The organism is Massilia rubra (assembly GCF_011682065.1).
Classification (GTDB): Bacteria; Pseudomonadota; Gammaproteobacteria; order Burkholderiales; family Burkholderiaceae_D; genus Telluria_A; species Telluria_A rubra.
Window position 1 is genome coordinate 263,460 of the sequence record NZ_VUYU01000002.1, and the last position, 25,054, is coordinate 288,513.

Annotated in this window: 22 protein-coding genes and 1 pseudogene; 17 read left to right on the forward strand and 6 right to left on the reverse strand. The window is 64.3% G+C overall.

Annotated features, from left to right (window positions below; all coding sequences use genetic code 11):
• Window positions 1-186: 186 nt before the first annotated feature.
• The 7 genes from F0185_RS03805 to F0185_RS03835 all read left to right on the forward strand — a co-directional run bounded on the left by F0185_RS03805 (window position 187) and on the right by F0185_RS03835 (window position 9,443).
• Window positions 187-1,437, forward strand: a complete 1,251-nt coding sequence (locus F0185_RS03805) for an Hsp70 family protein (protein WP_167221728.1) — start codon at window positions 187-189, stop codon at window positions 1,435-1,437.
• A gap of 9 nt (window positions 1,438-1,446) precedes the next feature.
• Window positions 1,447-2,100, forward strand: a complete 654-nt coding sequence (locus F0185_RS03810) for a 3'-5' exonuclease (RefSeq protein WP_167221730.1) — start codon at window positions 1,447-1,449, stop codon at window positions 2,098-2,100.
• Window positions 2,101-2,121: 21 nt separating this feature from the next.
• Window positions 2,122-2,451 carry a hypothetical protein gene (locus F0185_RS03815; protein WP_167221732.1) on the forward strand — a complete coding sequence of 110 codons (330 nt, stop codon included), beginning with the start codon at window positions 2,122-2,124 and terminating at the stop codon, window positions 2,449-2,451.
• Window positions 2,452-2,550: 99 nt separating this feature from the next.
• A complete protein-coding gene (locus F0185_RS03820; protein ID WP_167221734.1) occupies window positions 2,551-4,563 on the forward strand; it encodes a TonB-dependent receptor in 2,013 nt (670 codons plus the stop codon).
• A gap of 232 nt (window positions 4,564-4,795) precedes the next feature.
• Window positions 4,796-6,181: a tetratricopeptide repeat protein gene (locus F0185_RS35290; RefSeq protein WP_167221736.1), complete on the forward strand. Its 1,386-nt coding sequence runs from the start codon at window positions 4,796-4,798 to the stop codon at window positions 6,179-6,181.
• Window positions 6,182-6,388: 207 nt separating this feature from the next.
• A complete protein-coding gene (locus F0185_RS03830) occupies window positions 6,389-7,015 on the forward strand; it encodes a methylamine utilization protein (RefSeq protein ID WP_167221738.1) in 627 nt (208 codons plus the stop codon).
• 4 nt (window positions 7,016-7,019) lie between these two features.
• Complete coding sequence (locus F0185_RS03835; protein WP_167221740.1) at window positions 7,020-9,443, forward strand: putative bifunctional diguanylate cyclase/phosphodiesterase; 2,424 nt, start codon at window positions 7,020-7,022, stop codon at window positions 9,441-9,443.
• Here the strand turns inward: F0185_RS03835 and F0185_RS03840 are convergent.
• The gene (locus tag F0185_RS03840; protein ID WP_167221742.1) at window positions 9,416-9,895 is read right to left on the reverse strand and encodes a hypothetical protein; all 480 of its coding nucleotides are present in this window, start codon (window positions 9,893-9,895) and stop codon (window positions 9,416-9,418) included. The genes F0185_RS03835 and F0185_RS03840 overlap by 28 nt on opposite strands.
• The gene (locus tag F0185_RS03845; protein ID WP_370663976.1) at window positions 9,892-10,539 is read right to left on the reverse strand and encodes a DUF6882 domain-containing protein; all 648 of its coding nucleotides are present in this window, start codon (window positions 10,537-10,539) and stop codon (window positions 9,892-9,894) included. Before F0185_RS03845 ends, F0185_RS03840 begins: the two co-directional genes overlap by 4 nt.
• A 35-nt stretch (window positions 10,540-10,574) precedes the next feature.
• On the opposite strand from F0185_RS03845, the gene F0185_RS03850 reads away from it, so the two are divergent.
• Together F0185_RS03850 and F0185_RS03855 are read left to right on the forward strand one after the other, a co-directional pair.
• Window positions 10,575-12,749, forward strand: a complete 2,175-nt coding sequence (locus F0185_RS03850; protein WP_370663968.1) for a prolyl oligopeptidase family serine peptidase — start codon at window positions 10,575-10,577, stop codon at window positions 12,747-12,749.
• Window positions 12,750-12,852: 103 nt separating this feature from the next.
• Entirely contained in the window at window positions 12,853-13,179 is a 327-nt protein-coding gene (locus F0185_RS03855; protein WP_167221744.1) for a hypothetical protein, read from the forward strand.
• 30 nt (window positions 13,180-13,209) lie between these two features.
• Here the strand turns inward: F0185_RS03855 and F0185_RS03860 are convergent, their stop codons facing one another.
• Entirely contained in the window at window positions 13,210-13,536 is a 327-nt protein-coding gene (locus tag F0185_RS03860; RefSeq protein WP_167221746.1) for a hypothetical protein, read from the reverse strand.
• Between the two features lie 267 nt (window positions 13,537-13,803).
• Here F0185_RS03860 and F0185_RS03865 point away from each other — a divergent pair, with 267 nt between their 5' ends.
• Window positions 13,804-14,520, forward strand: coding sequence for a hypothetical protein (locus F0185_RS03865; RefSeq protein WP_167221748.1), 717 nt, complete (start codon window positions 13,804-13,806; stop codon window positions 14,518-14,520).
• Window positions 14,521-14,555: 35 nt separating this feature from the next.
• On the forward strand, window positions 14,556-15,743 hold the full coding sequence (locus F0185_RS03870; RefSeq protein ID WP_229476721.1) for a DUF5694 domain-containing protein: 1,188 nt from the start codon (window positions 14,556-14,558) through the stop codon (window positions 15,741-15,743).
• A gap of 152 nt (window positions 15,744-15,895) precedes the next feature.
• Here F0185_RS03870 and F0185_RS03875 read toward each other — a convergent pair whose 3' ends face one another.
• Window positions 15,896-16,471 (reverse strand): helix-turn-helix domain-containing protein, encoded by a 576-nt coding sequence (locus tag F0185_RS03875; protein WP_167221750.1) that lies wholly within the window; start codon window positions 16,469-16,471, stop codon window positions 15,896-15,898.
• A 213-nt stretch (window positions 16,472-16,684) separates the two neighbouring features.
• On the opposite strand from F0185_RS03875, the gene kbl reads away from it, so the two are divergent.
• From kbl to F0185_RS03895, 4 genes are read left to right on the forward strand one after another with little or no spacing between them, the layout of a single operon-like run.
• Window positions 16,685-17,905, forward strand: a complete 1,221-nt coding sequence (kbl, locus tag F0185_RS03880) for a glycine C-acetyltransferase (protein WP_167221751.1) — start codon at window positions 16,685-16,687, stop codon at window positions 17,903-17,905.
• Window positions 17,906-17,924: 19 nt separating this feature from the next.
• Window positions 17,925-18,887 (forward strand): NAD-dependent epimerase/dehydratase family protein, encoded by a 963-nt coding sequence (locus F0185_RS03885; RefSeq protein ID WP_167221753.1) that lies wholly within the window; start codon window positions 17,925-17,927, stop codon window positions 18,885-18,887.
• Window positions 18,888-18,927: 40 nt separating this feature from the next.
• Window positions 18,928-20,325 carry an L-serine ammonia-lyase gene (locus tag F0185_RS03890; RefSeq protein ID WP_166896559.1) on the forward strand — a complete coding sequence of 466 codons (1,398 nt, stop codon included), beginning with the start codon at window positions 18,928-18,930 and terminating at the stop codon, window positions 20,323-20,325.
• Window positions 20,326-20,335: 10 nt separating this feature from the next.
• Complete coding sequence (locus tag F0185_RS03895; protein ID WP_167221755.1) at window positions 20,336-20,986, forward strand: SMI1/KNR4 family protein; 651 nt, start codon at window positions 20,336-20,338, stop codon at window positions 20,984-20,986.
• Here F0185_RS03895 and F0185_RS03900 read toward each other — a convergent pair.
• Complete coding sequence (locus F0185_RS03900; protein ID WP_167221757.1) at window positions 20,923-22,926, reverse strand: PKD domain-containing protein; 2,004 nt, start codon at window positions 22,924-22,926, stop codon at window positions 20,923-20,925. The genes F0185_RS03895 and F0185_RS03900 overlap by 64 nt on opposite strands.
• Before the next feature lie 585 nt (window positions 22,927-23,511).
• Here F0185_RS03900 and F0185_RS03905 point away from each other — a divergent pair.
• Together F0185_RS03905 and F0185_RS35400 are read left to right on the forward strand one after the other, a co-directional pair.
• On the forward strand, window positions 23,512-24,231 hold the full coding sequence (locus tag F0185_RS03905; protein WP_167221759.1) for a LysM peptidoglycan-binding domain-containing protein: 720 nt from the start codon (window positions 23,512-23,514) through the stop codon (window positions 24,229-24,231).
• Window positions 24,216-24,560: pseudogene (locus F0185_RS35400) on the forward strand (lysozyme inhibitor LprI family protein); the annotation flags it as partial. The gene F0185_RS03905 and the pseudogene F0185_RS35400, both read left to right, overlap by 16 nt.
• On the opposite strand, the gene F0185_RS34660 reads toward F0185_RS35400, so the two are convergent.
• A complete protein-coding gene (locus F0185_RS34660) occupies window positions 24,446-25,042 on the reverse strand; it encodes a TetR/AcrR family transcriptional regulator (RefSeq protein WP_229476722.1) in 597 nt (198 codons plus the stop codon). The pseudogene F0185_RS35400 and the gene F0185_RS34660 overlap by 115 nt on opposite strands.
• Between the last annotated feature and the right edge of the window lie 12 nt (window positions 25,043-25,054).

Below are 25,054 nucleotides of genomic sequence, written 5' to 3' on the forward strand. Positions count from 1 at the left end.
TGGGTAACAATCCTTACCGGATTGCCCAGTGTAGCCCACTGACTTGCCATATGGCAATACTTTTACTGTTGAGTAATGTCGCGCGGCGATACAGGCCGATTTCAGTTGCGCCACGGAGACAAAGCACGGGAATGCCCGTTTCAGGCGCGCTCTGGTATAATATCGCCCCTTAATCTAAAGGGTACCATGGCGAATGCTTGCGGCGTCGATTTCGGAACGTCAAACTCAACAGTAGGCTGGGTCCGCCCCGGTCAGTCGTCCCTGCTCGCCCTCGAGGATGGCAAGGCAACCTTGCCCTCGGTGGTGTTTTTCAACGCCGAGGACGAGGAGGTCAGCTATGGCCGCGCGGCCCTGGCAGGCTATCTTGCGGGCTATGAAGGGCGCCTGATGCGCTCGCTCAAAAGCTTGCTCGGGACCAGCCTGATCGATGGCCAGACCGAGGTCGGCGGACGCGCATTGCCGTTCCGCATGCTGATGTCGCACTTCATCGGCGAGGTCAAGCGGCGCGCCGAGCGCGAAGCGGGGCGCACCTTCACCTCCGCAGTGTTCGGTCGTCCGGTGTTCTTCATCGACGACAGCGCTGCCGCCGACCGCCTGGCCGAGGATACCCTGGCCGAGGTGGCGCGTTCGGTCGGCTTCGAGCACGTGGCGTTCCAGTACGAGCCGATCGCGGCCGCCTTCGACTACGAGTCGCAGATCCGGCGCGAGGAACTGGTCCTGATCGCCGACATCGGCGGCGGCACCTCGGACTTTTCGCTGGTGCGCCTGTCGCCCGAACGGGCCTTGAAGGCCGAGCGGCGCGACGACATCCTGGCCACCGGCGGCGTGCACATCGGCGGCACCGACTTCGATAAATACCTGAGCCTGGCTTCGGTGATGCCGCTGCTCGGTTACCAGACCCTGCTGAACAACAATAGCGCGATTCCATCGAGCTATTTCTTCAACCTGGCAACCTGGCATACCATCAACCTGGCCTACACCAAAAAGGCCGCAGCGCAACTGGCTGACGTGGCGCGCGACGCCCGCGAGCCGGACAAGCTGGGCCGCCTGCAACGCCTGATCGAAGAGCGCTCCGGCCACTGGCTGGCGATGCAGGTCGAAGAAGGCAAGATCGCGCTGTCGGACGCGGCCAGCTATACGCTCGCGCTCGACCGCCTGTCGCCGCCGGTCGACTTGCTGCTGCAACGCAGCGAGTTCGACGACGCTATCGGCCACCTGGTCGGCAATATCGACCAGACGGTGCTGAAACTGCTGAGGGATGCGGGCGTCTCGCCGGACGCGGTCGACACCGTGTTCTTCACGGGCGGATCGAGCGGCGTGCGCATGTTGCGCGAACGCATAGGCGCACTGGTGCCCAAGGCCCGCAAGGTCGAAGGCGACCTGTTCGGCAGCATTGGCGCCGGGCTCGCGCTCGACGCCGTGCGCAAGTTCGGTTAGGGGCGCGCCGTGTTCGAGAAACCGATCGTCATGCTCGATTTCGAGACCACGGGCTTGTCGCCGGCCTGTGGCGACCGGATCACCGAAGTGGCGGCCCTGCGCATCGTCAACGGCCGCGTGACCGAACGCTTTGTGTCCCTAGTCAATTGCGGCGCGTACATTCCGGCCTTCATTTCGGACCTGACCGGCATTTCGCAGGCGATGGTCGACAGCGCCCCGCCGGTCGAGCGGGTGTTGCCGCAATTGTTGGAGTTTATCGGCAGCGATGCCTTGTCGGCCCACAACGCCAGCTTCGACGAAAAGTTCCTGCACGCCGAGGCCGGGCGGCTGGGCATGGTTCCGGGACACCAGGGACTGGTGTGTTCGCTCAAGCTGTCGCGCCGCGTGTTTCCGGGCTTGTCGAGCTACAAACTCGGCTTGCTGTCGGGCCAGCTCGGGATTCGTTTCCGCAGCGCCGCCCACCGGGCCGAGGCCGACGCCGAAGTGGCGGCCGACCTCTTGATCCACATCGCCCGGCATCTGGGCCAGACCTACGGCTTCGGCTCGGTCGCGCCGCAATTGCTGGTGTCGATGAACAAGTTGAGCGCGGCCAAGGTGCCGGCCTGGCTGCGCCAGATGGCGGACGCGGCACGGTTGGCAGAAAATCCGCCACAAACCGCCTGATCGCTTTACAATATTGGCACCATGACCCGCCAGTCCTTCATTCGCATCCTGTTGTCGCTTCTGCTGCTGATGTCGCAGCAGATGGCGACCTCGCACGTGATGTCGCACTGGAGCACCGCGCAACAGATAACGTCGCACCAGGACGGCAGTGCGCTGTCGCGCGCGGTGGCCCAGGACCAGAGCTGCGACCAGTGCCTGGCCTTCGCCCAGCTGGCCGGGCCGCTGGCCAGCCATGCGCACGGCTTTGCCTTTACCGACCCCGGCGCCACGCTGGCGGCGGCCATCGCTCCCCAGGGCGCCCGCGCGCGCTCCCTGCGCGCGTTCGAACCACGCGCTCCACCCCAGGCCTGACAGCCAGTTCCATCCCCCTTTATGTATGTGCGCTTCGCCTGTCCGTTCGCGGCCGGCGCGCGCCTGTCTGTCACTGTTTGTTTGCTTGAGGTTTATCGCATGAATGTCCAACGTACGCTGCTTGCCAGCGCGATCCTGTCCGCCCTGTCCACCCTCAATTACGCCAACGCGCAGGTCGCGGCCGCCGCCGCCGGCGCCGCCGATCCCGTCGTGCCCAGGGTGATCGTCACCGCCAATCCGTTCGGCAAGTCCGAAGGCGACCAGATCCTGACGCCCACCAAGATCTTGTCGGGCGATGAATTGCGCGACAAACTCGGCGGTTCGCTGGGCGAAACGCTGTCGCAGGAACTCGGCGTATCGGCCTCCGGTTTCGGCGCCGGCGCCTCGCGCCCGATCATCCGCGGGCTGGAAGGCGCGCGTGTGAAAATGCTGGAAAACGGCATGGCCGTGGCCGACGTGTCCGGCCTGTCGAACGATCACGCGGTCTCGGCCGACGGCGCCGTGGCGCGCCAGATCGAAATCCTGCGCGGCCCGGCCGCTCTGCTGTACGGCTCGGGCGCCATCGGCGGCCTGGTCAACGTGGTCAACGAACGCATCCCGACCGCGCTCGAAGCCAAGCCGGCCGGCCAGCTGGAAACCCGCTACGGCACGGTCGACAAGGGCCGCAGCGCCTCCGGCTCGCTCGATGGCGCGGTCGGCAACATCGGCCTGCACATCGATGGCAATATCCGCCGCTCCGACGACTACAAGATTCCCGACAACCGCGTGCTGGACGATCCCTCGTCCGCCTCCGGCCGCCTGCCGCAATCGTTCACCCGCCAGGATACCCTGGGCGCCGGCGCTTCGCTCATCGGCGACTGGGGCCATGCCGGCGTGTCGGTCTCGACCCTGAACAACCGCTACGGCATTCCAACCCTGGAAGGCTCGCAGATCGACCAGTCGCAGATCCGCTACGATGCCGATACCTTGTTCAACAAGCCGTTCGGCGGCGTCGAAACCATCAAGCTCAAGGTCGGCTACACCGATTACGAGCATGCCGAGCTCGACGACGAGAACAAGCCGGAAGTGTTGTTTACCAACCGCGCCCTCGAAACCCGCGCCGAGCTGACCCATGCGCCGCTGGCCGGCTGGCACGGCACGCTCGGCGTGCAGACCGAAAACGCCCACTTCAGCGCCCTCAGCGGCGAAGGCGGGCCGGACACGGTGCCGGTCACGCACTCGATGTCGAGCGCGCTGTTCCTGGTCGAGGAACGCGATGTCGGCCCGGTGCGCGTGAACGCCGGCGCGCGCCTGGAATCGGTCAAGCGCACCCCGCTCGGCAACGTCGAGCGCAAGTTCGACCTCGCTTCCTACTCGGTCGGCACCCAGTGGCCGTTCACCCAGGGCTACAGCATGGGCGCGACGGTGTCGGTGGCGCAGCGCGCGCCGGCCACCGAAGAACTGTACTCGGGCGGCCCGCACGACGCCACCCAGACCTTCGATATCGGCAATGCCGACTTCAAGAAGGAAACCTCGCGCAATATCGAACTGTCGCTGCAAAAGGTCACGGGCCTGGTGCGCTGGAAGGCCAATGTGTTCCAGAACAAGGTCAAGGACTTCATTTACGGCAATATCAGCGGCGCCCTGGTCGACGAAGAAGGCAATCCGGGACAGGAATTGCTGCAACGTGTCTACCAGCAAGCCGACGCCAGCATTCGCGGCGCCGAAGCGGAAGTGAGCTACAACCAGCACGGCGAGGGCCTGTCCCTGCGCGGCTTTGCCGACACCTCGCGCGGCAAGCTCGATCACGGCGGCAGCCTGCCCTTGCAGCCGGCCGCCCGCATCGGCGCCGACGCCGGCTACCGCAGCGGCCCCTTGCGCGCCGGCATGTCGGTGGTGCGCGCCCAAAGCCAGGACCGGCTCGCCAGTTTCGAGCAGCATGCGACCCCGGCTTACACCCAGCTGGGCGCGAATGTGTCCTGGACCCAGCGCATGGGCACGCTTGACCTGACCTGGTTCATGATCGCGCGCAATCTTTTGAACGAGGATATCCGGCTCTCGACCTCGGTATTGAAAGATGTTTCGCCACTGCCCGGCCGAAATTTCCTGTTCGGCGTTCGCACCAAGTTTTAAGCAAGCGCAAGCACAAATTTGTTTCAGGCTGAAACCAAACCCCGCCGAGAGCGATCTCAGCGGGGTTTTTTCATGCCCCCTTAACGTGACAACCTGCTATGACGCTTGTGCCCAGTCAAACTCCGGCACTCTTGTTCTATTAAAATTTTAGCAATACTTCTCAGGTCGCTTGTTGCCTGTTGCAGCCCAATATTTCTGTAGTTTCAACGGCCTTGGCGCCGAAGGATGAAGCATGGACCGCCAGAATACTATTCGCGAGAACTATCAAACCTACATGTGGTTCCGCCAGGCAGCCGAGCGCGGCGATGCGTACGCCCAGTTCAACCTGGGGCTGATGTACAAGAAAGATGGCGAATACGGGCGGGCGGTCGGCTGGCTGCGCAAGGCAGCCCAGCAGGGACTGGCGTTCGCCCAGAACCACCTCGGCTCGATGTATTACCACGGGCGCGGGGTTCCCAAGAACGATACCGAGGCCGCCGCCTGGTTCCGCCAGGCCGCCGAGCAGGGCGACGCCTCGGCCCAGCAAAACCTGGGGCTGATGTTCCGCAAGGGGCGCGGGGTGGGGCAATGCCACGAGCAGGCCATGACCTGGTTCTACCGCGCCGCCGAACAGGGCGTGGGCAGCGCCCAGACCCTGCTGGCCGAGTGCTATCTGTCGGGGCAGGGCGCGCCGGTCAATTATCCGCTGGCCATGGCCTGGTTTCGCAAGGCGGCGATGCAGAGCGATGCCTCGGCCCAGCTGAACCTGGGATTGATGTACAAATACGGCCAGGGCGTCGAGAGCGACGACGAACAGGCGCTGTGCTGGTTCCGCCAGGCCGCCGCGCAGGGCAACGCCATGGCGCAGCGCCAGCTGGGCGTGGCCTACGCCGACGGGCTCGGCGTGCGCGCCGATCCCTTGCGCGCCGTCGCCTGGCTGCAGCGCGCCGCCGAGCAGGGCGACAAGGATGCCCAGTTCAGCCTGGGCGTGATGCTGGCCAACGGCCAGGGCGTCGAGCGCGACGAGCCGCGCGCGCTGCAATGGTACGCGCGCGCCGCCGAGCAGCGCCACGTGCTGGCCCAGTACAACCTGGGCAGCATGTACGCGAACGGGCGCGGCACCCCGCGCGACGAGTTGCGCGCCCTCGAATGGTACCGCCGCGCGGCCGAGCAGGGCGCGGCCATCGCCCAGTTCAACCTGGGGGTGATCTACGCCAGCGGCCAGGGCGTGCCGCGCGACGACGTCCAGGCGGTGCACTGGTACCGCAGCGCCGCCGAGCAGGGCGACGCCAGCGCCCAGAACAACCTCGGCGTCATGTACGCCAACGGCCAGGGCGTGCCGCAGGATGACGCCATGGCCGTGTGCTGGTACCGCCAGGCTGCCGAGCAGGGCCATGCGCTGGCCCAGTACAACCTGGGCGGCATGTACAACAGCGGGCGCGGGGTCGAACGCGACGCCGTGCGCTCCTACATGTGGATGTTGCTGGCGGCCGACGCCGGCGACGAGACGGCCAACGCCAACAAGAGCATCGTGGCGCGCCGCCTCACCCCGGCCGAGATCGGCGCGGCGGTTGACCAGTCGCAGCAGTGGCGTATGGCCCGTGCCGGGTCCGCCAAGGCGCCCGGCGCCGGGCGCTAGCGGGCCGATGCGGCGCCCGGCGCGGCGCCGTGTTTGTTCATTTCATTGACGTCGCGCCGCTGCGCCGTATACATTTGTTCCCATGCGCACTAACTCGGTTGAAAGTTCTGTTCGGAACTTTCTTCAAGACGCTACAATAGGTCAGCCAACAGGCCGCACCTGCCTCGCCCACCGGGCGGGCTTATCGTCCACCCTGGAATCGCGCCCATGAACACCTTATTCCGTTCGATCACCCTGGCCGCACTGTCGCTGGCCAGCGCCGCCGCCGGCGCCGCCGCCATCGCGGTGCAGGTCCATGACAGCAGCGGCAAGCCGCTGGCCGACGTGGTCGTGAGCGCCGCGCCGGACGGCAACGCGGCCGTGCCGCAAACCCTCAAAGCGGCCGAGATTGAACAGCGCGGCCTCAAGTTCATGCCGCTGGTAAGCGTGATCCAGACCGGCAGCAAGATCTCGTTCCCGAACTTCGACAAGGTCAAGCACCACATCTATTCCTTCTCGCCCGCCAAGAAATTCGACCAGAAACTGTATTCCGGCGTGGCGGCCGCGCCACAGGTGTTCGACAAGGCCGGCACCGTGGTACTGGGCTGCAATATCCACGATGGCATGGTGGCGTACATCAAGGTGGTCGACACCCCGTTCTTCGCCAAGACCGACGCCGCCGGCGTGGCCCGCATCGAGTTGCCCGCGGCCGGTAAATACACCCTCACGTCCTGGCATTTCAACATGCTCGGCGCCCCCGCCGAGCAGAGCGTGGTGGTCAAGGGCGAGGGCGCCACCGCGGCCAGCGTCAAGCTGGCCTTGAAGCCCACGGCGCCTGACGCCGGCGCGCCTTAGTCGCATGCGCTTGCGTTTCAACAGTCTTGAAGGGCGCATCGTCGGCCTGTTCCTGGTGCTGATCGTGGCGGTGCAGGCGATCGGCCTGCTGGTGATCGAGCATGGCATCAATGTCAACGCGCGATCGAGCATCGCCACCGAACTGATCAACGGCGAAAAAGTCTTCCGCAAGCTGATGGAGCAGAACGCCCAGAAGCAGCGCTTTTCGGCCCAGGTGCTGGCGCGCGACACCGCCTTCGTGCAGGCCATCGGCAACGGCGACGAGGACGACCGCGCCACCGTGGCTTCGGCGCTGGCCAACAGCGGGCGGCGCGCGCGCGCCGACATGACCATGCTGATCGACGGCGAACGCCGGGTCACGGTCGAAACCGGGATCGTCAAGAACGGCGCGCTGGAAAAGCTGGTGCTCAGCCTGCTCGACCGCGCCGAGCAGCACGATGGCGTCAGCGCGATGGCCATCGTCGACCAGCGCCCGGTGCAGGTGGTGGTCATGCCGGTCAAGGCGCCGATCACGATCGCCTGGGTGGTGATGGGCTTTGCGCTCGAGCGCCAGCTGGTGCTCGACATGCGCGAACTGTCGCAGCTCGACGTGGCGATCTTCACGCGCCAGCCGGACGGGCCATTCACGCCGTTCGAGTCGACCCTGGCGCCGGCGGCCATGGCGGGCGTCACCCGCGCGCTGCAGGCGCTGCCCGACAATCAGGCGCGCCCGTTCGACCTCGATGTCGGCGGCATCCGCTACAGCGCGCGCCTGCTGCCGCTCGGCCTCGAAGGCGGGCGCCACGCCGACGTGCTGCTGGCGCGCTCGATCGACGACGCCACCGCCGAATATACGCGCCTGCAGCGCACCCTGATGATCCTCACCATCGTCGCCACCCTGGTCGCCTGCGGCGCGGCGGTGATCACCGCGATGCGCATCGCGCAGCCGCTGCGCCACCTGGCCGGCACCGCGCGCCGCATGGAGCGCGGCGATTACGACGGCCGCATCGACGTCGAACGCACGGATGAAATCGGGGCGCTGGCCAAGGCTTTTGCCGGCATGCGCGAGTCGATCGCCAAGCGCGAACAGGAAATCGGCCGCCTCGCGTACTGGGATGCGCTCACCGACCTGCCCAACCGTGCCCAGTTCGTGCGCCTGCTGGGCGAGGCCCTGGACCAGGCGCGCCAGCGCGAGCACGTGGTATTCGTGCTGATGATGGACCTGGACCGCTTCAAGCATGTCAACGACGTCATGGGCCATGCGTTCGGCGACGCCCTGCTGCAAAAAGTGGCCGAGCGCCTGCGCGCGCTGCTGGCCGGCTTGCAGCCGGCCGAGCACCCGCAACCGCAACTGGCGCGCCTGGGCGGCGACGAATTCGTGGTGCTGCTGCCGGCCTCCTCGATCGACCATGCGCACAAGGTGGCGGCCAGCATCCTGCGCGCGCTCGAAGCGCCGCTCTCGCTCGACGACCAGACCGTCGACATCGGCGCCGGCCTGGGCATGGCGGCCTTTCCGATCAATGGCGCCGATCCCGAGTCGCTGCTGTCGATGGCGGAAGTGGCGATGTACGCGGCCAAGCAGCGCAACGACGGCGCGGTGGCCTACGACGCGGCGATGGACAAGTCGAGCGCCAAGAGCCTGGGCCTGCTCACGGAACTGCGCAACGCCATCGAGCGCAACGAATTCCGCCTGCACGTGCAGCCCAAGATCCGGCTCGACACCGGCGAAGTGGTGGGCGTCGAGTCGCTGGTGCGCTGGGTCCATCCCGAGCGCGGCAACGTGTTCCCGGACGAATTCATCCCGTTCGCCGAGCAGACCGGCTTTATCCGCGTGCTCACGCGCTGGGTGCTGGACCAGTCGGCCGCGCTGTGCAGCGAGCTGCAACGGCAGGGGATTTACCTGAAAATCTCGGTCAACCTGTCCACCCGCGACTTGCTCGACCAGGACCTGCCGGCCAAGTTCATGGAGATCCTCACGCGCCACCAGCTCTCGGCCGGCTCGTTCTGCCTCGAGATCACCGAAAGCGCGATCATGGACGACCCGGTGCGCGCCCAGCAGACGCTGGAACGCCTGCACACGATGGGCGTGGACTTGTCGATCGACGATTTCGGCACCGGCTACTCGTCGCTGGCCTACCTCAAGCGGCTGCCGGTCGATGAACTCAAGATCGACAAGTCGTTTGTGCTGAACATGGAAAACGATATCGGCGACACCAAGATCGTGCGTTCGACGATCGACCTCGGTCACAACATGGGATTGCGCGTGGTGGCCGAAGGGATCGAGAGCGAAGCGGTGTGGCGCCTGCTGGCCGCGCTGGGGTGCGACCAGGGCCAGGGTTATTTCATGAGCCGGCCGATCGCCGCCGACAAGCTGGTTGGCTGGATCGCCGGCTGGACGCCTCCGGCCAGGTCGGCGCTGCCTTACACCGAGTCGGTCGGCTCGACCTGAGGTCCGCGCCGTTGCCATAGGCGCAGCGCGCCATGGAAGGGAAAATGAATGATGGCGATGAAAGCAAGCGCCACGTTCCACCACCAGATGCCGGTACCCGGATGGGCGTACTTGCCGTCGTCGAATAGTACAAGGGCGAGCAGCAGCAAGGCCGCCGCCAGGTAAACCAGGCGCGCCACACGGCTCCACCAGAACGCCGCCACGGCAAACAAGGGTACGAAGAAAAAGGCGTTGGCGCCGTTCGTCAACTGCTCTTCAAGGCTGCGCAGGGTGAGCCGCCACAAGGCGTCGTGCGGCACGCCGGTCCAGTGCGAGTCGACCGCGAGATACGTCACCGACCACCAGGTCAGCAGGCAGGCGCCGAAGGCGAGCGCGCAGTGCAGGGCGTAGTGAGCGGCGATGCGTGCCGGTACCGTGGACCGGCGCGGGACTGGCGTCGCATGTCCTGTCAAGGCTTGGTCGCCTGCCGCATCTTGACCTCTCCGAAACTCATGAACACCATCGTGGTGCCGCTCGGTCCCCGATACACGCCGTTCGCATTGGCCAAGCGATTGGCCACCGCCGCGAAGTTCCACGCCTCGTCCTCGCTCACCTTGACCATGCGGCTCGTGTAATCGGGCAGATGGTTTTTCTTGCCCCATTGGCGCGCCAGTTCCGCGTGATGGCGCAGCGGTTCGGGAACCGAAGGATGGTCCCAGCCCCACAAAAACGTGCCATCGAGCTTGTTATAGGTGCCGATCACCTGAATCGGCGCGATGACCGTCTTGCCATCCTTGAAACTGAAGGTGATCGTTCCCGCCTCCAGATCCGCCTTCCAGCGTTCGGATGAACCCAGCCCCCACGTGGCCGCATGCGCCGCTGTCTGGTCTTCCAGGCCCGCTCTCGATTGCGCGACAAATTGCGGCGAAGTCTGGCTCATCGCGCTCGCGCAGACCGCGAGCGAGACGGCTGCAAAGGTCATCTTGATCATGTGAAGTGGGTTTTGTAAGTGATGGTATGGAACATTATCCACCAAACCATGACCGGCAAGCGAATCGCCATCACGGCCGGTGGGGCGACCATCGCCAAGGCCGGCATTTCGCGCTATGATCTTCACCGGCAAAGTTGCCCATATCACCAAGAGACAGAACCATGCAAATGAGACATGCAGTCCTCGTCGCCAGCCTGCTCGCCGCATTCGGCGGACAAGCCCTGGCCCAGGTCCAGACCCAGACCTGCCTGCCCGGCGGAACGCCAACGACCTATCCGGTCACGAAAAAAGTCGAACAGCAGGATGTGTATCACGGCACCAGCATCGCCGACCCTTACCGCTGGCTCGAAGACGCCAACAGCGCCGAGACCAAGGAGTGGGTCGACGCCCAGAACAAGGTCACCCAGTCTTACCTGGGCCAGATCGGCGAGCGCAGCGCCATCAAGGAACGCCTGACCAAGCTCTGGAACTATGAGCGTTACAGCGTGCCGTACAAGGAAAGCGGGCGCTATTTCTACAGCCGCAACAACGGCTTGCAAAACCAGTCGGTGCTCTACACCATGAAGTCGCTGAGCGACGAGCCGCGCCTGCTGCTCGACCCGAACACCCTGGCCGCCGACGGCACCGTGGCGCTGGCCGGCACCGCCGTCAGCCCGGACGGCAAATACCTCGCCTACGGCACCGCCGCATCGGGCTCGGACTGGAACGAGTGGAAAGTACGCGACATCGACACCGGCAAGGACCTGGACGACCACCTGAAATGGGTCAAGTTCTCGGGCGCGTCCTGGACCAAGGATGGCAAGGGCTTCTTCTACAGCCGCTACGACGCGCCGGAAGAAGCGGCCAAGCTGGCCGGCATCAACTACTTCCAGAAGCTGTACTTCCACAAGGTCGGCACGCCGCAGAGCGAAGACACGCTGGTCTACGACCGTCCGGACGAGAAGGAATGGGGCTTCGGCGGAGAGGTCAGCAACGATGGTAAATACCTGATCATCACCGCCACCAAGGGCACCGCGCCAAAGTACCGCATCTTCTACAAAGACCTGACCAAACAAGGTTCCAAAGTGGTGCCGCTGATCGACCAGTTCGAGGCCTCGTACAACTTCATCGACAACGACGGACCGGTGTTCTACTTCAGCACCGACAAGAAGGCCACGCGTTCGCGCCTGGTTGCCATCGACACCCGCAAGCCGGCCGAGAAGAACTGGAAAGAAATCGTGCCGGAGACGGCGCAAACCCTGGTCGGCGCATCGATGGTCAACAAGCAGTTCATCGTCCAGTACCTGGCCGATGCGCGCAGCATGGTCAAGATCGTGGACCGCAAGGGCAAGCTGGTGCGCGAGATCGCGCTGCCGGGCATCGGCTCGGCGGCGGGCTTCAACGGCAAGCCGGGCGACAGCGAGACCTTCTACTCGTTCACGGGCTTTACCAACCCGACCACGGTGTATCGACTGGACATGAAAACCGGCGCAAGCACGGTGTTCCGCAAGCCGACCGTCGATTTCGACCCGAACGCGTATGAAACGCGCCAGCAGTTCTACACCAGCCGCGATGGCACCAAGGTACCGATGTTCATCGTCTCGAAGAAGGGCCTCAAGCTCGACGGCGGCAATCCGACTTACCTGTACGGCTACGGTGGCTTTAACGTGTCGCTGACCCCGGGCTTTTCGCCGGCCAACCTGGCGTGGATGGAAATGGGCGGCGTGTACGTGGTGGCCAACCTGCGCGGCGGCGGCGAATACGGCGAAGCGTGGCACGAAGCGGGCACCAAGCTGCACAAGCAGAACGTGTTCGACGACTTTATCGGCGCGGCCGAGTGGCTGGTGGCGAACAAGGTGACCTCGCCGGCCAAACTGGCCATCGGCGGCGGCAGCAATGGCGGCCTGCTGGTCGGTGCGGCCATGACGCAGCGTCCGGAGCTGTTCGGCGCGGCCATTCCGCAGGTCGGCGTGCTCGATATGCTGCGCTTCCATAAATTCACCATCGGCTGGGCGTGGATTTCGGATTACGGCTCGTCCGAAAACGCCGACGAATTCAAGGCGCTGGTGAAGTACTCGCCGCTGCATAACCTGAAGGCGGGGGCGTGCTATCCGGCGACCATGATCACCACGGCCGACCACGACGACCGCGTGGTGCCGGCGCACAGCTTCAAGTTCGCGGCGGCGGCGCAGGCGGCGCAGGCAGGCAGCGCGCCGATCTTGATCCGCATCGACGTCAAGGCGGGCCATGGCGCGGGTAAACCGACCACCAAGCAGATCGAGGAAGTGGCCGATCGCTGGGGCTTCCTGAGCCGTGCGTTGCGCATGAACGAGCCGGCCAAGGTGGCGGCGCAGTAAAGCTGTCTGTCGTCCCCTCGCCGTGCCGCCGGCGGCGAGAGGACGATGTTGAGTCGACATAAACGGTCGATGTCTGAAAAACGGAGTATCTGTGAGTGTCGGAATGTTGATTCATGAGCCGCTCAACCAGGCCGAACGCGAATTTTACCTATGCGTCTGTATTGAAAGCATACACAGGGACATTCTCGAACCGATCGCAACCGAGCATGGCCTGACCATGGTTGATAACTGGGGGACGTATGAGATCGTCGACGCATCCACCCTGGACGAATTTCTTGCGCAAATGAAGGTGCTGATAGATCGAATCGCTCATCTTGAAGATACGACAGATGCGTCGAAGGACTATCTGACGAACAGGATGCAAGGCTTGGTCGACGAGACCACCAGATGGATTACATCGCGTCCCGGCCTGGTGGTCTGGATTGGTTGAATGCGGCGCGCGGGTCGCCACGTTTGCGGTTCAAAAATCGCGCTTGATCGTATTGCTCCTGAACGAGCCGCTGAGCCCTTCCACGCTGACCAGGGCATACACCTCATCCTGCCCCCAGTCTTCGTTCAGTTGGCCGGCCGACACGGTGTTCGACAGCGAAAAGCTGCCATCGACCCCCACGCGCTCGATGCCGGTGCCGCCGATACTGAAGAGCGTGTCATCGAACCACTCGTCGTCGCCGCGAATCCGCGCACCGACTTTCTTGTTGACTGAGTTATAGAATCCTTCCCCGTTGACGACCACCAGATAATTGCCTGGTTGGTTTTCTGCTGGGGTAATGAAAAGGCTGACTTCCATGATGGTTCTCCTGATGCCGGCCCCGGATGGGCAGGCTTCCAGTATTCGCGATCGAAAAAGAGCGGCTTAAACGGAAAGCAAGCCTGCTGAGCGCAGCCTTTACGCCGGATCAATCTCGTTGAACGGACGACGCGGGTAGGGCAGTTGGCGCAACAAAGTGTCGACAGACGCTACTCAACATCCCATTCGGCGGTACTTTCGGTCAAATTTTTCGCCATTGCCGCCGCGCACGTCAGAGTGAGATCCTTTCCACCGCAAAGGACCGTCATGCAGCTCGCCGCCGCCCGACCCAACATCGCCCTGTACCTCGCCGCCATCCTGACCGCCGCCATGCTGCTGGCCGGCCCCATCCTGCAACCGGACGGCTACCACGCCTTTGCCGACGGCCGCGCGCTGTCCGGCCTGGCCAATGCGGCCGATGTGCTGTCGAACCTCGGCTTCCTGCTCATCGGCCTGCATGGCCTGCTGCACGTGCGGCCATCGCGCCCGGCCCACATCATGTTTTTCGTCGCCATCCTGATGACCGCCTTCGGCTCGTCCTGGTATCACCTGGCGCCGGACGACACGCGCCTGGTCTGGGACCGGCTGCCGATCGCGCTGGCCTGCGTGTCGCTGCTGGCGGCAAGCCTGCACGATGCTTTTCCCGCGCGCTTCGCGCCGCTGCCGACCCTGGCCGCGCTGTGCGCACTCGGCGTGGCCAGCGTCTTTTGGTGGTCCGCCACCGGCAACCTCGGCCCCTACCTGCTGCTGCAACTGGCGCCGCTGGTGCTGATCCCTGTGCTGCAATGGCAGACCGGCGCGCCGCTGGTGCAACGGCGCGCCTTCGGCATCGCGATCGGCCTGTACGTGCTGGCCAAGCTGTGCGAACTGGCCGACGGCGCCATTCTCGGCGCCATTCACGCCATCAGCGGCCACACGTTCAAGCATGTGTTTGCCACTCTGGCCGCGCTGGTGCTGGCGCGGATGATCGCCAGGATGCGCTGAGCGCGGTCCCGGCCCATCCCGGCCACATGCAGTTCATGCAAGCGATCCTGCGCTGTGTCGCACGCCGGTTCCGCTGGCGCAGCTTCAGCAATACGCTGCCCGAACCTGACCCGGCCGGGCAGGACGACCCTATCGCGTTGAGGAACTTTATGCACCGCCTGCTTGCCATCCTGTCTGCTGTTGCCGTCGTCTGCCACGTTCCGGCATCCGCCGCCGCATCGCCGCCGTTCGCGCCGGGCGCGCACAAGCTGCAACGCGGCCAGCCGAACGAGCTGATGGTGCTCGCCACACCGCACCTGCGCCAGTTGCCGGCATCGTTCGATCCGGCCACGCTCAGTCTGCTGACCGACCGTCTGGCGCAGTGGCAGCCGCAGGCGGTCGCCATCGAGGCGCTGTCCGGAGCGCAGTGCGCGTTCATGCGCAGCTATCCGCAGCGTTACGCCGATTCGATCAAATCGTATTGTTGGGATCCGGCGGCGGCGAAGGCGGCCACGGGCCTGGATGTGCCGGAGGCGACTGCGCAGGCCGGGCGTCTGCTGGCCGCCTGGCCGGCCGCGCCAGGCCCGGCACAGCGCCGCAAGCTCGCGTCGCTGTTCCTGGCTGGCGGCGAACCAGCGTCGGCATTGGTGCAATGGCTGCGTTTGCCCGGCGACGAGCGGCGTGCCGGCGACGGCCTGGACGAGAATCTGGTGACGATCCTGACCGGCCTGCTGCAGCGGTCCGACGAGCATTACCGCATCGCGGCCGTGCTGGCGGCTCGGCTCGGGCACGAGCGGATGTATCCAATGGACGATCACACGGCCGACTCTCCCGACGCCGATCCGAAAGCCGCCGGCGCCGCCATTGCGAAGGCCTGGGACAACCGCTACACGGCGGCGCGCATCGAGCGGGCCAAGGCGCTCGAAAGCCGGCTCGATACGGCTGCCGGCGTGCTGTCCATGTATCGCGCGTACAACGCCCCCGGCACCGCCGAGGAGACCTTCCGCAGCGATTTCGGCGCGGCGCTCGAAGAACCCTCGCCGCAGCGCTTCGGGCGTGGCTATGTCGCCTATTGGGAGACACGCAATCTGCGGATGGCGTCCAACATCCGCGATGTGATGAGCGCGCGGCCCGGCATGCGCGTGCTGGTGGTCGTCGGCGCGGCGCACAAGGCCTATCTGGAGGCCTACCTCGACCAGATGCACGACGTGCGCATCGTCGCGACCGACCGGCTACTGCGCTAAGTAAGTGCGCATAAATTCTTGTAACTTCTGCACACTTACTTAGTCGGCAGAATCGGCGCCCGGAGCCGCCTGATCAGGCACAATGCCGCACAGCGCCTTCAGGCCAATCCGGTGCCCGAAGGCGCCGAATCGCGCACAGCATCCGCAACAGGCTAGCGGTGCACCACCACCAGCAAGGCCTTCGCTTCGGTCTTGCCGACGTTGCGGATCACGTGATTCTGGTCGGCCGGATAGCGCGCCGTGCCGCCCAGCTTGATTTTCTTCTTGTCGCTGCCTACTTCCAGCTCCATGGTGCCGTGCAGCACCGTCATGTGCTCGCTGGTGCCCGGGTCGTGCGCCTGCGAGGCCAGTTCGCCGCCGGGCGCCAGGGTCAGTTCGTACCACTCGTACTTTCCAGCCAGATCCATCGGCCCCAGGATGCGCAGCACATAGCCGGCGTGCGCGCCGGGCAGGGTCGGCGTTTCGTGGGCGTCCACCACGCGGATGGTTTCCACCGGGCGCGTATCGCTCGAGAGCAACTCGCCGATGGCCACGCCCAAAGCGTTGGCCAGGCGCCACGTGATCGCGATCGTGGGGTTTGCCTTCTCCCTTTCGATTTGCGATAACATGGATTTCGATACGCCCGCGATGCGCGACAAGTCCTCCAGGGTCAGGCCGCGCGCCAGCCGCAAACGTTGCAAGGTCGCGCCTACTTCAGGTGGAGAATTGGTCGGTGCTGGTTGTTTCATCGGGTTTTCGGCAAAGTGGTCAAGCAAAATATTTACATAAATATAAGAAACCGAGGGTTGCCAAGTGCACCCGGCTTGGGTAGTATCCATTATATTGAATTTGTGTTCGACATAACGGAATTTCACGACGCGGTTGAAGTCGTTTGATCCGGAACACGGTACAGCATAGTCCAACAGTCGGTCAAGCCGGCAACCACATGACGAGGAATAATGATGAGCGAGCAAGCGAAAAGCGCCTTTTTCAGCGGCCTGCAACACAAGCTGGACACGCTGCGCGAACAGGGCCTGTACAAGCCGGAGCGCGTGCTGGCATCGCGCCAGGGCGCCGAAGTGGTGGCCGACGACGGCCGCACCCTGATTAATATGTGCGCCAACAATTACCTCGGCCTGTCGGGCGACCTGCAAACGCAGCAGGCGTCGATCGAGGCGACCGAAAAATACGGCTACGGCCTGTCGTCGGTGCGCTTCATCTGCGGCACCCAGACCGTGCACAAGGAACTCGAAAAAGCGCTCTCCGCCTTCCTCGGCCTGGAGGACACGATCCTGTACGCGGCCGCGTTCGACGCCAACGGCGGCGTGTTCGAGCCGCTGTTCGACGAGAACGACGCCATCATCTCGGATGCGCTCAATCACGCGTCGATCATCGACGGCATCCGCCTGTGCAAGGCCGGGCGCTATCGCTACCAGCACAACGACATGGCCGACCTCGAAGTGCAGCTGCAGGCGGCCATCGCCGCCGGCAAGCGCCACAAGGTCATCGTCACCGACGGCGTGTTCTCGATGGACGGCACCATCGCCCAGCTGGACAAGATCTGCGACCTGGCCGACCAATACGGCGCGCTGGTGATGATCGACGAATGCCACGCCTCGGGCTTCATGGGCAAGACCGGGCGCGGAACGCACGAACATCACAACGTCATGGGCCGCATCGACATCATCACCGGCACCCTCGGCAAGGCGCTGGGCGGCGCGATGGGCGGCTTTACCGCCGCGCGCAAGGAAGTGATCGACACCTTGCGCCAGAAATCGCGTCCTTACCTGTTCTCGAACACGCTGGCGCCCTCGATTGCCGGCGCCTCGCTGTCGGTGCTCGAGCGCATTTCAAAGTCGACCGAACTGCGCGACCGCCTGCACGAAAACACGGCCTACTTCCGCAAGGAGATCGAACGCATCGGCTTTACCATCAAGCCGGGCACGCACCCGGTGGTGCCGGTAATGCTGTTCGAAGCGCCCATGGCGCAGCGTTTCGCGGCCCGCATGTACGAACTGGGCGTGCTCCTGAGCGGTTTCTTCTACCCGGTGGTGCCGATGGGGCAGGCGCGGGTGAGGGTGCAGCTGTCGGCCGCGCACACCCGCGAACAACTCGATACGGTATTGAAGGCATTCGAACAGGCCGGGCGCGAGCTGGGCATTCTCAAGAATCAAGAACACTAATAAGACGGAAGTACAGAACATGGAACGCATTCTCATTATCGGCGCGAACGGCCAGATTGGCAGTGAACTGGTCGGCGCGCTGGCGCAGCAACATGGCGCGGGCAACGTCATCGCCTCCGACATCGGCGCGGCCAACGTCTACAAGGCCGCGCGCTACACCCAACTCGACGTGCTCGATAAAGGTCGCCTCGCGGCCCTGGTGGCCGACGAAGGCATCACCCAGGTGTACCAACTGGCGGCGCTGCTGTCGGCCACCGGCGAACAGGCCCCGCTCAAGGCCTGGACCCTGAACATGGATGGCCTGCTGAACATCCTCGAAGTGGCGCGCGAACGCGGCGAGGCGGGCAAGCCGCTGCGCGTGTTCTGGCCATCGTCGATCGCCGCCTTCGGCCCGAACACGCCGCCCCAGGGCACGCCGCAGTACACGGTGATGGACCCGACCACCATTTACGGCATCAGCAAGCTGGCCGGCGAGCGCCTGTGCGAGTACTACTTCACCAAGTACGGCGTGGACGTGCGCAGCATCCGCTATCCCGGCATCATCAGCTACAAGTCGCCCCCGGGCGGCGGCACCACCGACTACGCGATCGCGATCTTCCACGCGGCCCTGCGCGGCGAGCGTTATGAGTGCTTCCTCGGCCCCGAGACCACGCTGCCGATGATCTACATGCCCGACGCGATCCGCGCCACCATCGAGTTAATGGACGCCCCGGCCGACAACATCGCCGTGCGTTCGGCCTATAATGTGGCCGGTCTGTCGTTCAACCCGGCCGAGCTGGCGACGGCGATCCGGCGCGCCATGCCGGCCTTTGAAATCGGCTACAAACCGGACAGCCGCCAGGCGATTGCCGCCAGCTGGCCGCAAAGCCTGGACGACAGCACAGCCACCGCCGACTGGGGCTGGAAGGCGCAGATCGGGCTCGATCAACTGGTGGCCGACATGCTCGCCAATATCGACGTCAGCCTCACAAAGGCTGCCTGATTCGTTTTACCCACACCTATAAAACATATAAGAGACAAACATGGACATGAGCGTATTCGACCTATTCAAAATCGGCATCGGGCCGTCGAGTTCCCACACCGTGGGGCCGATGGTGGCGGCGCGCCGCTTCCTGGTCGAATGCGGTCCTCTGGCGCGCGCGGTGGGGATCGAGGCGGCGCTGTATGGCTCGCTGGCGCTGACCGGCGTGGGTCACGCCACCGACAAGGCGGTCATCCTCGGGCTGATGGGCGAAACGCCGCAGGGCGTCGATCCGGAGCGGGTCGACGACATGCTGGCCGAAGTCGAACTCGATGGCGTGATCAAGCTGCTCGGCACCCACGAAGTGCCGTTTTCGGCGCGCACCGGGCTCGTATGGCACAAGAGTTCATCGCTGCCCGAGCATCCGAACGGCATGCGCTTCACGCTCAAGCTCGATGACGGCAGCGTCATCGAACGCATCTTCTACTCGGTCGGCGGCGGCTTCATTCACGCCGCCGGCGAATCGCAGGCGCGCCAGAGCAATGGCGAGAGCACCGCGCCGATTCCCTACAACTTCGATACGATGGACCAGCTGCTCGCGCACGGCCGCGCCAGCGGCCTGTCGATCCCGCAGATGCTGCGCGCGAACGAATGCGCGCGCATGGATGGCGCCGTCCTCGACGCCGGCATCGACAAGATCTGGCAGGTGATGCGCGACTGTATCGCGCATGGCCTGGTCACCGCCGGCCAGCTTCCCGGAGGCCTGAACGTCAAGCGCCGCGCCGCCAATCTGTGGAAGCAGTCGGAAGACGCCAAGAACGGCGACAACCGCGCCAACGACCTGCCGCACGACGCGGTGCACCAGGTGAGCCTGTACGCGATGGCGGTCAACGAAGAAAACGCCGCCGGCGGGCGCGTGGTGACGGCGCCGACCAACGGCGCGGCCGGCATCATCCCGGCGGTGCTGCGCTACTACGCCGAAGATTGCCGTCCGAGCGATCCGGTGCGCGGGGTGCGCGATTTCATGCTCACCTCGGCCGCGATCGGCATGCTGTGCAAGAAGAACGCCTCGATCTCGGGCGCCGAAATCGGCTGCCAGGGCGAAGTCGGCGTCGCCTGCGCGATGGCGGCGGCCGGGCTGGTGGCGGCGCTGGGCGGGACCAATGAACAGATCGAAAATGCGGCCGAAATCGGCATCGAGCATCACCTCGGCATGACGTGCGACCCGATCGGCGGCCTGGTGCAGATTCCGTGCATCGAGCGTAACGGCATGGGAGCGATCAAGGCGATCACCGCCGCATCGCTGGCCTTGAAGGGCGACGGCACCCATTTCGTGAGCCTGGACGACGTCATCGAAACCATGCGCCAGACCGGCGCCGACATGCAGGACAAGTACAAGGAAACCTCGCTCGGCGGGCTGGCGATCCATGTGGTGACGGTCAACCACGCGGCTTGCTAAGGAGCCAGGCATGAGCGAATCGTTCGACGCATTGTCGGCATCCACCGGGATTGCCTTGCCGGCCACCCTGCGCCATCTGATCGAGCGCGGCGCGAACGGCTATGACGATCCCGGGCGCACGGCCTTGTCGGCGCTGAACGATTTTGAGTGGCTGGCGGCGCAGGAAGCGCAGGCCGTCGTCGCCGGCTGGCTCAATCCGGTCAAGCAGAACGGCAATGTGTTCCTGCCGTTCGCACGCTCGGGCGCGGGCGACGCCTATTGCATGGTGCGCTTGCGCGGCGGCGAAGAGGGCGTGTGCATGGTCTGGCACGACGCCAGCACATCGACGCTGCATTACGCCGGCTTCGATCAGTTTGTCGTGGGCGAGTACCTGAACGTGTTCGCCGAGCTCGATTTGCTCGATGACGATGACGACGATCCGGTGGCCTTGCTGCGGGCCGATGTCGCCAAGGTGAGCGATCTGCTCGATCCGGCGCTGCGAAGCATGCTGCTCGGCTGCCTGGACAAGACGCCGGCCGAGCACCCCTACCGGCAGGGACCGAAAGCGCGTGTCGAGATGGTGCGGGCGCTCATCGGCCAGGAGGAGTTCAATGCGGTTTATTCCCAAGTGAGCATTCCCGATCCGGTTGCGTTCGATGTGGTGGCGCGCTGGGAAGAATAGCGTAGTCCAACACCGTCTTGCCCATTCGGGCCGCCCTGGTTGTCGTAGTCGACAACTTCCCGGTTGGTGGCGGCGTCCAGATGCCAGATCCGCATGTGCAGGCGCTGTTTGCCGTCTGCCGTGTCCGCAGCGGCCTGCGCCGTGAGCGTGAACTGGTAGCTCCCCGCGCCATTGACCGTGCCGCCACCGCGATACGCGATCCTTGCCCCGCCCGCCGTCACCGAATCGAAGCGCTTGCTGTCGAACCGGAGATGGGCGACGCCAAAACGCAAGAATGCCTTCCCTTGCGCCCGGCGTCCGTCCGCTTGTTGCTCGGAGAGGAAGGCGAACGTCGCCGGTCCGGACTGGTTTCTGTTGCCCTTGACGGCGCCGGGGGGAGAAATGAACGAGCCTTCGCCGCTGACATAAGCGCCCGGCCCGCACACAGCCACGCTGCGATGCACGGTCGCGCTCTGTCCGCTGCTGTCGGTGACGGTGAGCGTGACCGTGTAGAGGCCGGCGGCCCGGTAGACGTGCTTGCCGCTGGCGGTGCCGGCGCCGTTCTTTTCGGCGACGACGCCGGCCTCGTCCTTGCTGCCATCGCCCCATGACCAGGTCGCCCTGTGGGTCTCGCCCGGGTCGGCATCGACGAAACCGGCGGACACCGACAAGGGCAGATCGACCCGCGCACCTCCGCTGCGCCTGATCGGGCCCACTGTGGGGGCAACATGGGTGGCGGCTGTCGGAACAAGCAGGACCAGCCCGGCATTCGAATCGGCGACAATCGCGCCATTGTCGGAGATTCCCCGAGCGGCCGTGGCCACGAAGCCCGACGGCGCGCGCGGGATGCGGGTGTTCAGGTCGACCAGGCCCTCGGCGCCGGTCCACACGAACGCGCGGCTTGCGCCATCGCGCGTTTCGGCGCTGCCGACAACCTGTCCGGGCTGGTTGACGTCGTGGGCGTAGGCGCTGCGCCCGCCAAATGTGCCCAGGTCTTTCATGCCAGCCTGCCTGGTCCAGGCGAAGGCGCGGTAGGGACCGTCGACGATGCGGATGATGCCGACCACCGTGTCGCGGTCATTCATGCCAACCGTAAAGGAGTCGGCATCCGTGCGCCTTGGGCCGAGATCGGTCAAGCCTTGCTCCGGCGTCCACAGGAACGCATGGGTCGGGCCCGCCGCCGTCGCCGAGTGGCCGGCCACGTGGCCGATCCCGTTGATGGCGACCGAATCCGAATCCGCGCCCCCAAGCGTGCCCAGCCCGACCATGCCACCCGCCTCGGTCCAGTGGAATGCCAGGCCGCGGTCGGTGGCATTTCTGGTGTTCCCCGCGACTTGCCCCGCCTCATTGATCGCCATGGCCAGCGACGGTCCGTTGAGCGTGCCCAGGTCGAGCGGCACGTTTTCCGGACTCCATCGGGTCGCATGCAGGGGCTCGAACACCGGTCCGAAGAAGGGGAGGTAGCCTGCAACCTGCCCGCGCTTATTGATATCGAACGCGGCCGACGTCGCGAAATTGTAGGGCGGCGTGTGCAAGGTCACCATGCCGCTTTGCGCAGTCCAGCGGTAAGCGTGCGTGTCGGTGCTTTCCAGGCTGAAGTTCGAACCGCCGACAATCTGGCCGACATCATTGAGCGCGTTGACGAAGGAACCCGCACCGCCAAGCGTGCCGAGATTGCTGAAGGTCGTGCCGTCGTAGAACCTTGCCATGGTCCGGTCGTTCCCGACATCCTCGGTGAACGCGACCTGTCCCTTGCCGTTGATATCGAAAGGCCCGTTGGCGCTTGGGGAAAGATGAACGATGCGATAGATCGTCTTGGCGGGCGGCGCTTTCATCGCTGCCGTGCCTTGCGGCGCGGCCGCTTGTGGATTGGCGGCCCATGCTGCCAGTGCGACAAGCGGATACAGCAGCCAACATGTCCAGCCATCCCCACGTTGGTGTGTTGTCGTTCTCGTTTTCATGTCGATCTCCCGCTAAGTGAATGCCTCAAGTCAACCCGTCCTCTGCACGAGGAACGCGGGTGTCCTTGATTTCACCTTAGGTAAAGCGCCGCGCTCGTTACTGGCGCACGTCAAGCTCTACCTTGAGATCGCGGGTGGCCAGGCGTCGGGGTGACGCCGGGCACCTCAGGATTGGCGGGGGCGGGGCTGGTGCTGCGCCGGCTTCCAGGTCACCCATATCAGCAGATGGGTGTCCAGTAACAGTTTCATTTATCGCCCCAATCTCTTCGATGTCGTCTTGTGCCATTGTGTCGAAGTCATCTGGAACTGAAAAATTGCCGGTCACGGTGAGCGTGCCTGATCCGGTTGTCTTCGACGTTGTGGCGTTGGGAAGAGTAGCCCGGTCCGGCGCCCGACGGCCACATCGCCTTTCGCGGGCCGGCCGGCAAGCCGGAACCGCTGCGCGCCTACTGCGAGAAAGTACTCTGCGTGGCGACGGCGACAATGTAGACCTTACAGACGTATCATTAATGTTATGATTGCCATCCTGACCACTCTCCTTGGAGAGTGTACCTCAACGCCAGAACGTGATGTCAAGGGGATTTTATGACGTATGAACAGTGGCAGCAGGGAGTTGTGAACGGAGCGGGCAAGCCGGAATGGAATATACACGACTGTGACATTCGGGTCGCCGTCAATGAATATAACCGCCACCTGGCGGCAACACCCGGTTATTCAGCCTTGGACTGGTTGTATGTCAAGGGCATGCTATGGACTGAAACGGGCGCAGGATCCTCTGAATGGAAAATCAAGCCCTTGCAGATCGGCGTGCCTGGCGATAAGGGCATGATGGCGCTGTTGGGAAATCATGAAGGCGGCGATTTGATCATGCCCCCGGCTTATCGGTCGGGCACCAGCAGCGGTATGGTCCGCACTAACCCGACGCACAATATTCGGGCTGCCATTGGTTATTTGTTGATGCGCTTGGCGACGTATGCTTTCCAAAGTATCCGCGAGCCTGGATCGCGGGTCGAGGAAGTCAAAGTCGATAGCGGCGATACACTTGAGCGGATTGCCAGCAAAAACAAAAGCACGGTGGAGGTGTTACGGGAGTTAAATCCGCGCGCGAACGTGCTGCATAAGGGTGACGTTATCAAATTTCAGAAAGCAAAGACGTCGAAGGTCATTACGGGCTGGCGCCCCATTAACCACAGCAATATCGCTCGCTGGTATAACGGTGGAGGTGATGAAATGTATGTAAGAAAACTCGATTTCGTGATGCCGTATGTGCGTAAAGCTGGGAGCGGAATATGCGAAGCAGAATAGTAGCAGTACTTATTTGCTCGTCGGTCGTATATTCGGGCCCTGCCGTGGCAGACAACCGTGCACAACCTGTCGCTGCAATTGAGCAATGCAATCAGTTTTCGCAGTTCGACATTCGCGAGTGCCTGAAGAAACATGCGACCGACAGCGCAGCGGCGCTGAAGCAGGCCGAAGCTAGGGCGGCGGCCGCGATTGCCAGTTGGGATGAAAGCGATACCTACATCAAGGATGCCGGCATAAAGCTGCGCGCCGCGAACGCGTCGTTCGTGCGCGACCGCCAGGTGCAGTGCGCCTTCGCTTCCTCGCTGATCGGCGGTGGCGCTGGCAATTCGCACGAGATCAAACGCTTGGCCTGTGTGGCCGACATGAATGCCCGGCGTACATTCCAACTCGACCGCGATACCGGCAAATTGGTGCCTAAATAGCACTCAAAAGCTGCCTTCGCAGCCCGGGCCAGTTGCGGCCGGCGCAGCTGGTAGCGGCTGGCTAGTTCGACGAGGTCGCGTACGGCGCGCCGGTGGTCCGGCCCTTGCAAGGCTTCGCTCGCCTCGCGCACCTGATTGAACAATTCGCGTTCGATCAGCGCGATCGTCACCGCGTCCTTGGTCGGAAAATACTGATACAGCGAACCGATGCTCACGCCGGCGCGGGTAGCGATTGCATTCGTTGTGTATCCCTCAAGTCGGTGCTGCTCGAGAATGTGAGCTGCCCCCTCCAGGATGACCCCGACGGTATGGGCGGAACGGGGCTGGGACGGCGTCTTCCTTGACGCCAGCCGGCGCGCGGTCGCCTTCTTCGATTGCGAGTTGTTCATGCAACAGCATGC

What these genes read in the sequence shown, in the direction of transcription:
- F0185_RS03875 (WP_167221750.1), bottom strand. Translation starts at nt 16,471, where the DNA reads ATGAAACAACCAGCACCGACCAATTCTCCACCTGAAGTAGGCGCGACC.
- F0185_RS03905 (WP_167221759.1), top strand. Translation starts at nt 23,512, where the DNA reads ATGACGTATGAACAGTGGCAGCAGGGAGTTGTGAACGGAGCGGGCAAG.
- F0185_RS03855 (WP_167221744.1), top strand. Translation starts at nt 12,853, where the DNA reads ATGTTGATTCATGAGCCGCTCAACCAGGCCGAACGCGAATTTTACCTA.
- F0185_RS03820 (WP_167221734.1), top strand. Translation starts at nt 2,551, where the DNA reads ATGAATGTCCAACGTACGCTGCTTGCCAGCGCGATCCTGTCCGCCCTG.
- F0185_RS03860 (WP_167221746.1), bottom strand. Translation starts at nt 13,536, where the DNA reads ATGGAAGTCAGCCTTTTCATTACCCCAGCAGAAAACCAACCAGGCAAT.
- F0185_RS03815 (WP_167221732.1), top strand. Translation starts at nt 2,122, where the DNA reads ATGACCCGCCAGTCCTTCATTCGCATCCTGTTGTCGCTTCTGCTGCTG.
- kbl (WP_167221751.1), top strand. Translation starts at nt 16,685, where the DNA reads ATGAGCGAGCAAGCGAAAAGCGCCTTTTTCAGCGGCCTGCAACACAAG.
- F0185_RS03805 (WP_167221728.1), top strand. Translation starts at nt 187, where the DNA reads ATGGCGAATGCTTGCGGCGTCGATTTCGGAACGTCAAACTCAACAGTA.
- F0185_RS03895 (WP_167221755.1), top strand. Translation starts at nt 20,336, where the DNA reads ATGAGCGAATCGTTCGACGCATTGTCGGCATCCACCGGGATTGCCTTG.
- F0185_RS03900 (WP_167221757.1), bottom strand. Translation starts at nt 22,926, where the DNA reads ATGAAAACGAGAACGACAACACACCAACGTGGGGATGGCTGGACATGT.
- F0185_RS03830 (WP_167221738.1), top strand. Translation starts at nt 6,389, where the DNA reads ATGAACACCTTATTCCGTTCGATCACCCTGGCCGCACTGTCGCTGGCC.
- F0185_RS35290 (WP_167221736.1), top strand. Translation starts at nt 4,796, where the DNA reads ATGGACCGCCAGAATACTATTCGCGAGAACTATCAAACCTACATGTGG.
- F0185_RS34660 (WP_229476722.1), bottom strand. Translation starts at nt 25,042, where the DNA reads ATGAACAACTCGCAATCGAAGAAGGCGACCGCGCGCCGGCTGGCGTCA.
- F0185_RS03870 (WP_229476721.1), top strand. Translation starts at nt 14,556, where the DNA reads ATGCAAGCGATCCTGCGCTGTGTCGCACGCCGGTTCCGCTGGCGCAGC.
- F0185_RS03885 (WP_167221753.1), top strand. Translation starts at nt 17,925, where the DNA reads ATGGAACGCATTCTCATTATCGGCGCGAACGGCCAGATTGGCAGTGAA.
- F0185_RS03850 (WP_370663968.1), top strand. Translation starts at nt 10,575, where the DNA reads ATGCAAATGAGACATGCAGTCCTCGTCGCCAGCCTGCTCGCCGCATTC.
- F0185_RS03865 (WP_167221748.1), top strand. Translation starts at nt 13,804, where the DNA reads ATGCAGCTCGCCGCCGCCCGACCCAACATCGCCCTGTACCTCGCCGCC.
- F0185_RS03890 (WP_166896559.1), top strand. Translation starts at nt 18,928, where the DNA reads ATGGACATGAGCGTATTCGACCTATTCAAAATCGGCATCGGGCCGTCG.
- F0185_RS03835 (WP_167221740.1), top strand. Translation starts at nt 7,020, where the DNA reads ATGCGCTTGCGTTTCAACAGTCTTGAAGGGCGCATCGTCGGCCTGTTC.